The following is a 12,998-nucleotide window of genomic DNA, read 5'->3' on the forward strand; positions in this document are numbered from 1 at the left end:
CTGCTGAGCGAGGGTGAGCGATAGACAGCATCTATTCAATACCTCGAAAACTGGTCTTTGTGCTGTCCATTCGATCGCGATGCAATTGGTCGCGCAGGTATCTACTCGACTGGAGGTCTCCGTGACGACCAAGCTCGTACTCCTCGGTACGGCGGGCGGCCCGACGCCGCGCGGCAGCCGCTTCGCCCCATCGCAGGTCGTGATGGTCGACGGAGCCGCTTACGTCTTCGACTGCGGTAACGGGGTCGCCCACCAGTTGGCGCGGGCTGGTATCCCGTTCTCCGCCATTCGCGCGGTATTCATTACCCACAACCACTCCGATCACAACGCCGATGTCGGCACCCTGATGCTGCTCGGCTGGTCCGGACTGAGGCCGCCGGTGCGCATCTACGGGCCAGCACCGCTTGGCGCGATGGTCAAGCAGTTGTTCGACGCCCACCGCTATGACATCGACCTCAGGGTCGACGACGAGGGCCGCGAACCGCTGCCCGGCCTTGTCGAGGTCAACGAGATCAACGAGGGAGGCGTGGTCTACCGCGACGAGCACGTCACCGTCACCTCGACGCTGGTCGACCATCCACCCGTACATCCCGCGTTCGGTTACCGCATCGACTCGGCGGAGAGGTCGATCGTGGTTTCCGGGGACACTCGGCCGTGCGACAACCTGGTCACGTTGGCCCGCGGCGCGGACGTGCTGGTCCACGAGACCATGCACGTACCCGCTATCGACGCGATGCTGGCCACACACAACGGCACCCGGGTCCGCGAGCACCTGCTGGCCAGCCACACCTACTCCGATGAGGTGGGCGAGGTGGCCGAGCGGGCGGGGGTTCCGGTACTGGTCCTGTCGCATCTGACGCCCTCCGACGGCTCGGTGGACGACGAGACCTGGCGGCGCGAGGCCGAGAAGGGCTACCGCGGGCGTGTGGTCGTCGGCCACGACCTGCAGGAGATCTGAGGAGGCCAGTGTGATCAATCCCGTCACCACGGAACTCGGGCTTACTCCCGGCAAGGTCATCGCGGTGCACCTGAACTATCCGAGCCGCGCGGACCAGCGCGGTACCACCCCCGCTTACCCGTCCTACTTCCTCAAGGCGACCACATCCCTCGCCGCGGGCAACGAGGTCGCCCGCCCGGACGGCACCGAGTTGCTGGGCTTCGAGGGGGAGATCGCCTTGGTCATCGGCTCCCCCGCGTTCCAGGTCGACCCGGCGGTCGCGTGGCAGCACGTCGGTTGGGTGAGCGCGGCGAATGATCTTGGTCTTTACGATCTGCGCTACGCCGACCGCGGCTCCAACCTACGCGCCAAGAGCGGCGACGGGTTCACCCCGATCGGGCCAGCCTTCCTGCCCGCGGCCGACCTGGATCCCCGTGGCCTGCGGGTCCGCACCTGGCTGGACGGCACACTCGTCCAGTCCGACACCACCGACACCGTGCTGTTCTCCTTCGCCGAACTGGTCGCCGACCTCTCCCGGCTGTCCACCTTGGAGCCCGGCGATGTGATCCTCACCGGTACGCCGGCCGGAGCCTCGGTCGCTGAGCCGGGGCACGTGATTGAGGTCGAGGTGGACAGCGTGGACCCGGAGCGGTCCACCAGTACCGGAAAGCTCCGTACCAGCGTGGTCAAAGGTCCGCGACTGCCCGCCATCGGCGCCCCGCCGAAGGTCGATGAGGCGCTCCGGGCCGACGCCTACGGCACCGGACGACCCGACGCGGCGCCCGCGGCGCCCGCGGTGGACGACGATCTGCTCGCCCACCTGGCCAGCGTCGGCGTGGCGACGTTGTCCGCACAACTACGCAAGCGCGGGCTCAACAACGTGCATATCGACGGCGTGCATCCGGTCCGGCCAGGAAGCACGTTCGCGGCCAGGGCACGCACTTTGCGCTTCGTCCCACTGCGCGAGGACCTGTTCGACCGTTACGGGACGGGGTTCAACGCGCAGAAGCAGGCGATCGAGTCGATCGGTTCCGGTGAGGTCCTGGTGATGGAGGCCCGCGGTGATGCCAGCTCGGGCACGATCGGTGACATCCTGGCATTGCGGGCGCAGGTGCGCGGCGCGGCCGCGATCGTCACCGACGGTGGATTGCGAGACAGCGCCGCGGTCACCGAGTTCGAGCTCCCGATCTTCCACGGCGGGCGCCACCCGGCTGTTCTCGGGCGCAGGCACGTGCCGTGGGAAACCGATGTCGTGATCGGCTGCGGCGGGACGACGGTCCTGCCTGGTGACGTCGTCGTTGGCGGCGACGACGGTGTCCTGGTGATCCCACCGGAGCTGGCCGCGGCTGTCGCCGAGGATGCGATGGAGCAGGAACGCCAGGAAACCTTCGTCGCCGAGCGCGTACGCGACGGTCACGGCATCGAGGGACTGTACCCACTGTCCGGCGAGTGGCAGACCGCCTATCAGGAATGGCTGCAGGCCGAAGGATTGGGAGGTACCCGTTGAGGTTCCGCAGTGATCCACAGCAGATCGCGGGCTCGATCGCCCCCGTGATCACACCGTTCACCGATGCTGCTGAGGTGGACTTCGACAGCCTGCGCGGGCTTATCCGGTGGCAGCTGGCCAACGGGTCGCACGGGATCTCGCTCGGCGGGTCGACCGGTGAGCCGAGTGCGCAGACGGTGACTGAGCGCGCCGACGCGATCCGGGTGGCGGCCGCCGAGGTCGCCGATCGGGTGCCGTTCCTGCCCGGCACCGGCTCAGCCAAGCTCGACGAGACGCTGGAGCTGACCGGCATCGCCGCCGAGGCCGGGGCGGACGCCGCCCTGATCATCACCCCGTACTACGCGCGCCCCACCCAGGAGGCGCTGTACTCCTGGTACGCCACCGTTGCCCGCGAGTACCCGGACCTGCCGCTGGTGATCTACAACGTGCCGTCCCGCACCGCGGTGGACGTCGCGCCCGACACGGTCGCCCGGCTCTTCCGCGATTTCGACAACATCGTCGGGATCAAGGAGACCACCAAGGACTTCGAGCACTTCTCCCGAGTGCTGCACGCCTGCGGTCCTGAACTGCTGGTGTGGTCCGGTATCGAGCTACTGTGCCTGCCACTACTCGCGCTGGGCGGGGTGGGGTTCGTCAGCGCGGTGGCCAACCTCGCGCCAGCCGCTGTCGCCGAGATGTATGCGGCCTACGTGGCAGGCGAGCACACCCGGGCTCGCGAGCTGCACTACCGGTTGCATCCGCTGGTGGACGTCGTCTTCACCGAGACCAACCCGGCCGCGGTGAAGTGGGTGCTCGCCCAGCGCGGGCTCATCGCCTCAGCGTTCGTCCGCCCGCCGCTGATCCCGCTGACCGAGACCGGCCAGGCGCGCGTCAAGCAGCTGCTGGCCGGCGCCGAGGACCTGTTCTCCCCCATCGAGCCATGACGGAGCGATCATGACCCTTCCTGCTGAGCTGCCCCAACGCATCTCCCACTACATCGACGGCGAGCACGTCGACAGCATCTCCGGCGACACCTTCGACGTGCTCGATCCGGTGTCGAACAAGCCCTACGCCACCGCCGCCGCCGGCCACGCCGCCGACATCGACCGTGCGGTCGCCGCCGCCCGCGAGGCGTTCACCGACGGCGCCTGGCCGAGGATGAAGGCCCGCGAGCGAGCACGGGTGCTGTACCGGGTCGCCGACGCCGTCGAGGCCGCCGAGGACCGGCTGGCCGAGCTGGAAAGCTTCGACACCGGCTTGCCGATCACTCAGGCGAAAGGCCAGGCCCGCAGGGCCGCGGAGAACTTCCGGTTCTTCGCCGACCTGATCGTCGCGATGAACGAGGACGCCTACTCGGTGCCCGGCACGCAGCTGAACTATGTCCTGCGCAAACCGGTCGGCGTCGCCGGGCTGATCACTCCGTGGAACACCCCGTTCATGCTGGAGAGCTGGAAGCTCGCCCCCGCCCTGGCCGCAGGCTGCCCTGTGGTGCTCAAACCCGCCGAGTTCACCCCGGCCTCGGCGAGCCTGTGGGCGGGCATCTTCGAAGCCGCCGGCCTGCCGCGCGGGGTGTTCAACCTGGTCAACGGGATTGGCGAGCAGGCGGGACAGGCCCTTGTCGAGCACCCCGACGTGCCGCTGATCTCGTTCACCGGCGAAACCACAACCGGGCAGACGATCATGCGCAGCGCCGCGGCGCACCTCAAGGAGCTGTCCATGGAGCTGGGCGGCAAGTCCCCGGCGATCGTCTTCGCCGACGCCGACCTCGACGCCGCTATCGACTCCACCCTGTTCGGCGTGTTCTCCCTCAACGGCGAACGGTGCACCGCGGGTTCCCGCATCCTCGTCCAGCGCGCGATCTACGAGGAATTCTGCGGCCGCTACGCCGAACGCGCCAGCGACATCGTCGTCGGCCCCCCGCACGACCCCGCTACCGAGGTCGGCGCACTGGTCCACCCCGAACACTACGAACGCGTCCTCGGCTACGTCGAAGCCGGTAAACGCGAAGCCAGGCTGCTGGCCGGCGGCGGCAGGCCGCATCACCTGCCGGAGGGCAACTACCTCGCCCCCACGGTGTTCGCCGACGTCGCACCCGACGCGACGATCTTCCAGCAGGAGATCTTCGGCCCCGTCGCCGCGCTCACGCCGTTCGACACCGACGACGAGGCCATCGCGCTCGCCAACGACGTGAAGTATGGCTTGGCCGGATACGTGTGGACCAATGACCTGCACCGTGGCCACCGCGTCGCCGGGTCGATCGAGGCCGGGATGGTCTGGCTCAACTCACACAACATCCGCGACCTGCGCACCCCCTTTGGCGGCGTCAAGGCCAGCGGCGTCGGCCACGAGGGCGGACACCGCAGTATCGACTTCTACACCAACGAACACATCGTGCACGTCGCGCTCGGCGACGTGCACACCCCGCGTTTCGGCGCAGGCAAGGAGGAACGCAGATGACCGCACCGCCCGACGTGATCCGCTCCGGCTACGCCGAGCTCATCGTCACCGACCTCGCGGCGGCGCGCTGGTTCTACGTCGACGTGCTCGGACTCGTGGTCACCGCCGAGGAACCCGACGCGCTCTACCTGCGCGCCTTCGAGGAGTACCTGCACCACAGCCTCGTGCTCCGCGCGGGCAGCACGCCCGCGCTGCGCGGCCTGGCTTATCGGGTACGGGGACCCGAGCAGGTCGAGGTCGCCTACCGGTACTTCACCGAACTCGGTGTGCCCACCCGCCGGGTGCCAGCGGGCACCACCCGTGGCATCGGCGAGGCTGTGCGGGTGCAGGACCCACTCGGCTTCCCCGTCGAGTTCTTTCACCACGCCGAACACCGGGAGCGGTTCACCCAGCACTACCACCGGCAACCGGCCAACGCGATCTCCCGCCTCGACCACTTCAACATCATGGTTCCCGACGTCAAAGCGGGCCATGCCCACTACACCCGCCTCGGTTTCGGTGTGTCGGAAACCATCGAGGACGACGAAGACAACATCTACGCCGCCTGGCTGTACCGCAAACCAACCGTGCACGACATCGCGGTCACCGGCGGCGACGGGCCGCGCCTGCACCACATCGCCTTCGCCACCCACGAACGCCACCAGATCCTGCACACCTGCGACGTGCTCGGCGCCCTGGGCGTCGAGCACCACATCGAACGCGGACCCGGCAGGCACGGCGTGTCCAACGCCTTCTATCTCTACCTGCGCGACCCCGACGGGCACCGCATCGAGATCTACACCAGCGACTACTACACCGGCGACCCCGACAACCCCACCATCCGCTGGGACGTCCGCGACAACCGCAGGCGCTCGTTCTGGGGCCACCAAGTTGTTGACTCCTGGTACAAGGAGGCATCGCCGGTACTCGACCTCGACGGCAACCCCGTCCCGATCACCACCCCACCGGTACGTGAAGCCGCCGCCGCGGTCGGCGCCGACGGCTTCGGTGTCCTCGACAACGGTACCGAGCGGGAGGGGTACAAGCTCGGCCACCAGGCGTGAGCCAGCTCATCCAGCGCGTCACAGTTCGCGGGTCGCGACGGTCCCGCGCAGGACAAGGCCGCAGCTTGCCGCTGCGGCCGCGAGCAGCGCGGTGGCTACCGGGGTGAACTGCCACCCACCGGCGATCCCGGCGATGACGGCCACCACCGGCGGGCCGATCAACTGCCCGAGGTTGGCGCCCTGCATGGCGACGCCCGCGGTGGCTCCGACCAGCCGGGGCGTCGGAGCCACCGCCGGTACCGCACCCAGCACCGCGGACGGCAGCAGCCCGCCCGCGAACGACATGAGCAGGCACGCCGCATACCGTGCGGGCAGCGGCAGCACCTCCGCGTAGACACCTGCCGCGGCGACGGCCATGACCACGCTCGGCCAGACGATCAGCCGCCAGCGCGCGACCCCGCGGTGCTGCAACAGCCCGCCGAGCACATTGCCGGGTGCGTTGACCGCGAACGCTATCGCGGTGAGTACGGCAGCGAGCCCGACGCCGACGCGCTCCTCCTCCACCAGCAGGGTGGGCAGGAACCCGAGCACCGCCAGGATCTGCGCCGCGTAGGCAGCGAATGCCAACCCGAGGACCACTGGGCCGGGGGCCGAGACCACTGTGCGCAGCGACGGGCCGATCCGGGCGCGGCGTACCGGCCGTACGTGACCGAGGCCCCGGGTGCTGACCGCCACCGCCACGGCCCAGACGAGCGCGCACCCGCCCGCGGTCAGCCACAGGCCCCGCCAGCCGAGCAGACCGATCAGTGGCGAGGTCGCCAGCAGCATCAGCGCGGTCCCCGCGGGCATGTACGCCGTCCACGACCCCATCACGAGACCGCTGTCCGCCTGCGTGACGACCCGGGCGAGCAGCCCGGGCACCGCCAGCACCACCACCATGAAGGCGAAGCCTTCGGCGAATCGCGCGAGCAGCAGCGGCACGGCGCCGACCGCCGCCGCGCCGCCCGCACTGGCCAACGCGATCGCGACCAATCCGCCCACCGCGGACGCCCGGTGCCCGACGATGTCGGTGCTAGCCCCGAGAACCACCCCAAGCAGCGCGCCGACCAGATTGAAACCAGAGATGACGAACCCGGACACCAGCAGCGAGAGCCCCAGGTCTTCCCGAATCACCGGTAACGCGCCGGGCGCCTTGCCGATCTGCAGAGCGGCAACCACTCCGGCGCCCATCAGCACGAACACCGTCGCCCAGCGGGTTGACGCGGGCGCTGTGTCCCGCTCGCATTGCCGAGCGGGCGTGGCTCGGGTCATTCGCGTGCGAGCACCGCGTCTGCCCCGGCGACCGGTGAGGCGTCCGGCGGCCTTCTGCCGACGGTAATGCCGCCGTCCACCACGAGCACGTGCCCGACCACATACGATGCCGCGTCGGAGCACAGCCACACCGCGGCCTCGGCGATCTCCTCCGGCGTGGCCGCACGGCCGACCGGTTCGGCGGCCAGTGCGGCCGCCGCCCACTCCGGGTTGTCCGCCATCGACTTCTCGGTCATGCCGGTGACGGTAAACCCGGGCGCTACCGCGTTCACCCGGATCCCGTACGGCGCTTGCTCGATCGCGGCGACCTTGGTCAGCCCGACCACACCCGCCTTGGCGGCGGCGTAGGCACCCAGAGTCGCGTTGCCGGTGATGCCCGCGACCGATGCGGTGTTGACCACCGCGCCGTGACCCTGCCGCGACATCAACTCGAGCTCGGCGCGCAGACACAGGAACACACTGGTCATGTTGACCGCGATGGTGGTGTCCCAGTCCGCCTTGCGCATGCCTGCGATCGGGCCGGCGGCACCCGAGATGCCCGCGTTGTTCAGCGCGTAATCGAGCCTGCCGTGGTTCGCGTCGATGCCACTGATCAACGTACCGACCTGGTCCTCGTCGGCGACGTCGACCCGCTGTGCCACCGCGGCGCCACCGGCATCCTCGACCAGCGCGACGGTGTCCTCAGCCCCGGCAAGGTCCAGGTCGGCGACGACCACGACGGCACCTCGCCGCGCGAATGCCAGCGCACTCGCCCGGCCGATCCCGGATGCCGCCCCCGTCACCAGCGCGACCCGGCCAGCCATCTCCTGATCACTCATCAAAACTCCTCTTCCAGGCCGATGGCGTGCTTCCACCGCGTAGCCGAGGTCGCTTCGTCCCGATCGCGCTCGGCGGCGACCGCGGCTTCGGCGTCACCACCGACGAGGCGCCGCACCGGAAAGACGCGATCGTCCGCGATGGCGCCGAGAACCGCGTTGGCTACCACCTGCGGATCGCCCGCCTCCGCGACGCTGGACGCCACCGTCGACTCCATAGCCTCCCGCAGCCGGGCGTATGGCCCGTCCAGGTTCCCGTTCTCCCGCTGCCGCCGGTTCTCGCGGATGCTGGTGGCGAAGAAGCCAGGATCGAGCTGCCGTACCCGGATCCCGAACGGCTCGACTTCGAGCGCGAGCGCTTCGCTCGCTACCCCGACGGCGTGCTTGCTGGCGGCGTAGGCCCATGTCATCGGCCTGCCCGGCAGGCGGGCGTCGACCGAGCCGATGGTGACGACGACGCCACGGCGGCGCTGGCGCATACCGGGCAGCGCGGCGCGGATGACAGCAAGTGCCCCGAAGAAGTTCGTATCGAACACCAGCCGCAGCTCGGCGTCGGAGATCGTCTCCACCGCTCCGAACATGCCGATACCCGCGTTGTTGACGACCACGTCCACCGGTTCCGCCGCGGCGACGGCGACCGCCACTGACTCCGGGTCGGTGACGTCGAGGCGAAGTACGCTCAGCTCGAGCCCTGCCGCCGCGTCGCGCAGCTCATCGGCGCGCTCCGGTGCCCGGACTCCGGCGAAGACGCGGTAGCCGTTGCGCGCCAGGGTGAGGGCGGTGTGCAGGCCGATGCCGGTGGAGCATCCGGTGACCAGTGCGGTGGGCTTCATGACACCAGCTCCTTCACGCACTCGGCGAACACCGCACTATGTATATCCACATCGGGCTCGGTGGTGGCTGGGCACATCAGCGCCATGTTGTGGAACGGGGTCAGCAGCACGCCCCGGTTGAGCAGGTACAGATGGATGGCCGCTTCCAGGCGCGGCACCCGGAAGCGTTTGGCTTCCCCGCCGTCGCGGGGTGCGCGGGGGCTGAACAGGTACTCGACCCGCGCGCCGAGGCGGGTGACGTGCCACGGCAGGCGGTGCTGGTCGATGACCTCGGCGACTCCGGCGTCGAATCGCTCGGCGAGTGCCGCCATGTGCCGGTAGGCATCGTCGGTCATCACCTGCTCCAGCGTGGTGCGCATGGCGCGCAGGGTGAGCGCGTTGCCCACCAGCGTGCCACCGAAACCCGCGTGGCTGATCCGGTAGTCGTCCTTGGCGGTGTAGCGCAGAAAGACCTCGGCGACCCGCTCGGTCATGCCGTACACCGCGGCGGGGACACCGCCCGCGATCGACTTGCCGAGCACGAACAGGTCCGGATCAAGGCCGTGCGCGCGGGTGTAGCCACCTGGGCCGGTGGAGATGGTGTGTGTCTCGTCGATGAGCAGCAGCGTGCCGGTACGTCGGGTGAGCTCGCGCAGCGCGTCGTGGTATCCCGGCTCGGCGGGCACTACGCCGACGTTGGTCATCACCGGCTCGGCGAGCACACACGCCACGTCCTCGCCGGCCAGGGCTTGTTCGAGCGCCGGGACGTCATTGAACTCCACGACCTTGGTGGTGTGATCGAGGTCGACGGCGTTGGGCGCGACACCCGGTTGTGGCACCATCCGCCCGTCCCGCAGTGCCACCTGCGTCTCGTCGACCGAACCGTGATATTTGCCGTTGAACACCAACACCTTGTCGCGGCCCGTCGCGATCCGCGCGATGCGGATCGCGAACCGGTTGGCATCGGTTGCCGAGGTCGCCAGCTGCCAGTACGGCAGGCCGAATCGGCGCGTCAGCTGCTCGCCGACCGCGATCACGTCCTCGGTGGGCAGCATGGTGGTGCTGCCGCGCAGCACCTGCTCTCGCACCGCTTCGGCGACCACGGGGTTGGCGTGGCCGAACATCGCGCCGGTGTCACCGAGGCAGAAGTCGGCGTAGCTGTTGCCGTCGACGTCGGTCAGCGTCGTGCCGGTGGCCTCGGCCAGATAGACCGGGTACGGGCTCGGCCAGTTCGCCATCCAGTGCAGCGGGACGCCGCGCGGCATGGACGCACGCGCGCGCTCGTTGAGCTGCCGCGAAAGCGGGTGACACTGCTCGAACCGGGCGGTCTCGGCCTCGAGCAGTGCGTCCACGCGGGCCGGATCGATGCCGTGTCCAGAGGTCATAGCGACCGCACCGCCTTGGTGACCCCGGCGACGAGCGCGTCGGCCTGTGCGTCGGTGAGCACCAGCGGCGGCGACATCACGATGGTCGACCCGGCCGCTCGCACCAGCACGCCCTCGTCACGAGCAGCGTCGGCGACCGGCGTGGCGTCGTCGACGTTGAGCTCGACGCCGAAAGCCATGCCCTCACCGCGCACCTCGAACACCGCGTCGTCGGCCTCCAGCAGCCGCAACCCGGCGAGAATCCGCGCCCCCAGCGTCCTGGCCCGCTCCAGCAAGCCCTCGGACTCGATCAGCTCGATATTGGCCAGCGAGACGGCCGCGCCGACGGGGTGACCGTTGTAGGTGAATCCGTGCCGGAATGGAGTGCCGTCCAGCATGCCCTTCACGCCATTATCGATCAGCACCGCGCCCATTGGCACATAACCGCTGGACAGCCCCTTCGCGGTCACCACGACATCGGGCTCGATGCCGTACCGCTCGCAGCCGAACCAGTACCCGAGCCTGCCGAACGCCGTGACGATCTCGTCGGCGATGAGCAGGATCCCGTGCTTGCGCAGCACCTGCTGCACCCGCTCCCAGTAGCCAGCGGGCGGCGGCACCATCCCGCCCACCCCCAGCAGCGGCTCCCCGACGAACGCCGCGATCCGCTCCGGCCCGATCTCGGCGATGGTGCGCTCCAGCTCGTCGACGAGCACGTCGGTCGCGTCGGCCTTATCGCCGGCCAGCCGCTTGCCATGCGGCTTGCTCAGGTGCACGAAGCCCGGCGTGAGTGGCCCGAAACCCTGGTGGAACGCGGGAAGCCCGGTCGCTGCCAGCGACGCCGAACCGACGCCATGGTAGGCGCCTTGCCGGGACAGGATCACCGTACGCTCCGGCTGCCCTTGCGCGTACCAGGCCAGCCGCACCAGCTTGACCGCGGTCTCGATGCCCTCGGACCCACCGTTGGTGAAGAACACCGTGTCCATACCGGACGGCGCGAGCTCCGTCAGCCGTGTCGCGAGCTCAATCGCGGGCGGGTTCGAGAAGTGCCAGAACGATGCGTAGAACTCCAGCTTGCGCATCTGCTCGGCGGCGACCTCGGCAAGTTCGGCACGGCCGTGGCCAACGGCGCACTGCCACAACCCGCAGGTACCGTCAATGTAGGTGTTGCCGTGGACGTCGCGCAGCAGGGCACCCTGCGCACTGTCCACGATGAACGGTTCGGGCGCCCGGCCGACCGTGGCGTGCGGATGCAGCACGTGCGCCAGGTCCAGCTCGCGCAGCTCCTCGGCGCTGTACCCGACGGATGCGCCGCTCGTCGTTTCGGTCATGCTCACTCCAGCCCAATCCACACGCTCTTGACCTCGGTGTAGTCTTCGATCGCTTCCGCCCCCATCTCGCGGCCCCAGCCGCTGGCCTTCACACCGCCCCACGGCACCGCTGGATCGATGCCCGCGACCATGTTGACCCGCACGCACCCCGCGTTGATCCGCTCCGCTAGCCGATGCGCGGTGGCCAGATCGCGGGTCCACACCGACGCGGCCAAGCCGTACTGCGAGTCGTTCACGCGAGTCGCTGCCTCATCGATGTCGTCGAACGGCATCACCGTGAGCACGGGACCAAAGATCTCCTCCCTGGCTATCCGCATCTCATCGTCGGCGTCGGCGAACACGGTTGGCTGATAGAAGCTGCCACGCGCGAGCGGACCGTCACCTCTGGCTCCCCCGGTGACAAGTGACGCTCCCTGCTCGATTCCGCTCCGCACGTAGGAGTCCACAGAGGACAGATGCTCTTCGCCGACGAGCGGGCCCATCTGGGTGCCCGGGTCAAGGCCGGGCCCGAGCCGGATGTTCTCGGCGGCCGTGGCCAGCCGATCGGTGAACTCGGAGTAGCGGGCCCGCGCCACGTAGAAGCGTGCGGACGCCGCGCACACCTGGCCGGAATTCTGGGTCGCGCTGCGCAGGTTTCCGGCCACGGCGGCTTCGATATCGGAATCCGCTGTGATCACACTTGCCGCTTTGCCGCCGAGTTCCAGTGAAAGCCGCTTGAGGTTGCCCGCCGATGCCCGCACGATGCTGCGCCCGACCTCGGTGGAACCGGTGAACGAGACCTTGTCGACGCCATCGTGCTCGACGAGCGCCCTCCCTGCCTCCGGTCCACCGGTGACGACGTTGACCACGCCGGGCGGAAAGCCCGCCTCGTGGAAGAGGCCCGCGAGTCGCAGCGCCGTTAGCGGTGTCTGCTCGGCAGGTTTGAGCACGACAGTGTTGCCGCAGGCCAGGGCGGGGGCAAGCTTCCACGCTGCGATGAGAAGCGGAAAGTTCCACGGCGTGATGAGGCCACAGACGCCGACCGGGACGCGCTTGGTGTAGTTCAGCGCATCCGGCCGGGAATGTGCGGGCACCCGGCCATCCAGTTTGGTACACCAACCCGCGAAGTAGCGGAAGTGCTCGGCGGCTCCCCCGACACTGACGCCGCGTGCCAGCGCCAGCGGCTGCCCCTGATCGCGCGACTCCAACTCAGCGAGCTCATCGGCCCGGTCCTCGATCAACTCGGCGATTCGCCAGAGCAGACGCGCCCGCTCAGCAGGTGAGATACGAGCCCACCGTGCGTCCTCCAGTGCGTCACGCGCGGCGCGGACAGCGGCATCGATGTCGTCGCTGCCCCCATCGGGTACGACCGCGAGGACCTCGCCGGTCGCTGGATCACGGCTGTCGAACGTCGCTCCGGACGCCGCGCGGCACCAGGTATCGCCACAAAGAAAGGGGATGGTATCCACTGGCAGCTCCTGTTACTATGTACGCAACATCTGTTGCCTACATCGAGCATAGGA

11 protein-coding genes are annotated in these 12,998 nt (G+C 69.0%); 5 read left to right on the plus strand and 6 right to left on the minus strand.

The genetic code is table 11. The features are described 5' to 3' along the window. Positions 1-121: 121 nt before the first annotated feature. Genes AMYHA_RS13045 through hpaD form a run of 5 tightly spaced genes read left to right on the plus strand, consistent with a single transcriptional unit; the run spans position 122 to position 5,923 of the window. Positions 122-958, plus strand: a complete 837-nt coding sequence (locus tag AMYHA_RS13045; protein ID WP_034271360.1) for an MBL fold metallo-hydrolase — start codon at positions 122-124, stop codon at positions 956-958. Positions 959-968: 10 nt separating this feature from the next. Next, positions 969-2,444 carry a fumarylacetoacetate hydrolase family protein gene (locus AMYHA_RS13050; RefSeq protein WP_084037173.1) on the plus strand — a complete coding sequence of 492 codons (1,476 nt, stop codon included), beginning with the start codon at positions 969-971 and terminating at the stop codon, positions 2,442-2,444. Continuing rightward, the gene (gene dapA, locus AMYHA_RS13055; protein WP_034271363.1) at positions 2,441-3,367 is read left to right on the plus strand and encodes a 4-hydroxy-tetrahydrodipicolinate synthase; all 927 of its coding nucleotides are present in this window, start codon (positions 2,441-2,443) and stop codon (positions 3,365-3,367) included. Before AMYHA_RS13050 ends, dapA begins: the two co-directional genes overlap by 4 nt. Before the next feature lie 10 nt (positions 3,368-3,377). Then, positions 3,378-4,880: a 5-carboxymethyl-2-hydroxymuconate semialdehyde dehydrogenase gene (gene hpaE / locus AMYHA_RS13060; protein ID WP_034271366.1), complete on the plus strand. Its 1,503-nt coding sequence runs from the start codon at positions 3,378-3,380 to the stop codon at positions 4,878-4,880. Next, positions 4,877-5,923 carry a 3,4-dihydroxyphenylacetate 2,3-dioxygenase gene (gene hpaD / locus AMYHA_RS13065; RefSeq protein WP_034271369.1) on the plus strand — a complete coding sequence of 349 codons (1,047 nt, stop codon included), beginning with the start codon at positions 4,877-4,879 and terminating at the stop codon, positions 5,921-5,923. Before hpaE ends, hpaD begins: the two co-directional genes overlap by 4 nt. Positions 5,924-5,941: 18 nt before the next feature. On the opposite strand, the gene AMYHA_RS13070 is transcribed toward hpaD, so the two are convergent. The 6 genes from AMYHA_RS13070 to AMYHA_RS13095 are packed head-to-tail and all read right to left on the minus strand — an operon-like array spanning position 5,942 to position 12,944. Continuing rightward, complete coding sequence (locus tag AMYHA_RS13070) at positions 5,942-7,174, minus strand: MFS transporter (protein ID WP_084037175.1); 1,233 nt, start codon at positions 7,172-7,174, stop codon at positions 5,942-5,944. Further along, complete coding sequence (locus AMYHA_RS13075) at positions 7,171-7,992, minus strand: SDR family NAD(P)-dependent oxidoreductase (protein ID WP_051399841.1); 822 nt, start codon at positions 7,990-7,992, stop codon at positions 7,171-7,173. The genes AMYHA_RS13070 and AMYHA_RS13075 overlap by 4 nt, the downstream gene beginning before the upstream one ends. Continuing rightward, positions 7,992-8,822, minus strand: coding sequence for an SDR family NAD(P)-dependent oxidoreductase (locus AMYHA_RS13080; protein ID WP_051399842.1), 831 nt, complete (start codon positions 8,820-8,822; stop codon positions 7,992-7,994). Before AMYHA_RS13080 ends, AMYHA_RS13075 begins: the two co-directional genes overlap by 1 nt. Further along, positions 8,819-10,186, minus strand: a complete 1,368-nt coding sequence (locus AMYHA_RS13085; RefSeq protein ID WP_034271374.1) for an aspartate aminotransferase family protein — start codon at positions 10,184-10,186, stop codon at positions 8,819-8,821. The genes AMYHA_RS13080 and AMYHA_RS13085 overlap by 4 nt, the downstream gene beginning before the upstream one ends. Further along, complete coding sequence (locus tag AMYHA_RS13090) at positions 10,183-11,496, minus strand: aminotransferase family protein (protein ID WP_051399843.1); 1,314 nt, start codon at positions 11,494-11,496, stop codon at positions 10,183-10,185. The genes AMYHA_RS13085 and AMYHA_RS13090 overlap by 4 nt, the downstream gene beginning before the upstream one ends. A 2-nt stretch (positions 11,497-11,498) precedes the next feature. Then, positions 11,499-12,944: an aldehyde dehydrogenase family protein gene (locus tag AMYHA_RS13095; protein ID WP_407919887.1), complete on the minus strand. Its 1,446-nt coding sequence runs from the start codon at positions 12,942-12,944 to the stop codon at positions 11,499-11,501. Between the last annotated feature and the right edge of the window lie 54 nt (positions 12,945-12,998).

The organism is Haloechinothrix halophila YIM 93223 (assembly GCF_000504245.1).
GTDB lineage: Bacteria > Actinomycetota > Actinomycetes > Mycobacteriales > Pseudonocardiaceae > Haloechinothrix_A > Haloechinothrix_A halophila.

Coding starts and splice junctions, on each gene's coding strand:
- AMYHA_RS13075 (WP_051399841.1), bottom strand. CDS start 7,992: ATGAGTGATCAGGAGATGGCTGGCCGGGTCGCGCTGGTGACGGGGGCG.
- AMYHA_RS13085 (WP_034271374.1), bottom strand. CDS start 10,186: ATGACCTCTGGACACGGCATCGATCCGGCCCGCGTGGACGCACTGCTC.
- AMYHA_RS13070 (WP_084037175.1), bottom strand. CDS start 7,174: ATGACCCGAGCCACGCCCGCTCGGCAATGCGAGCGGGACACAGCGCCC.
- AMYHA_RS13080 (WP_051399842.1), bottom strand. CDS start 8,822: ATGAAGCCCACCGCACTGGTCACCGGATGCTCCACCGGCATCGGCCTG.
- hpaE (WP_034271366.1), top strand. CDS start 3,378: ATGACCCTTCCTGCTGAGCTGCCCCAACGCATCTCCCACTACATCGAC.
- hpaD (WP_034271369.1), top strand. CDS start 4,877: ATGACCGCACCGCCCGACGTGATCCGCTCCGGCTACGCCGAGCTCATC.
- AMYHA_RS13090 (WP_051399843.1), bottom strand. CDS start 11,496: ATGACCGAAACGACGAGCGGCGCATCCGTCGGGTACAGCGCCGAGGAG.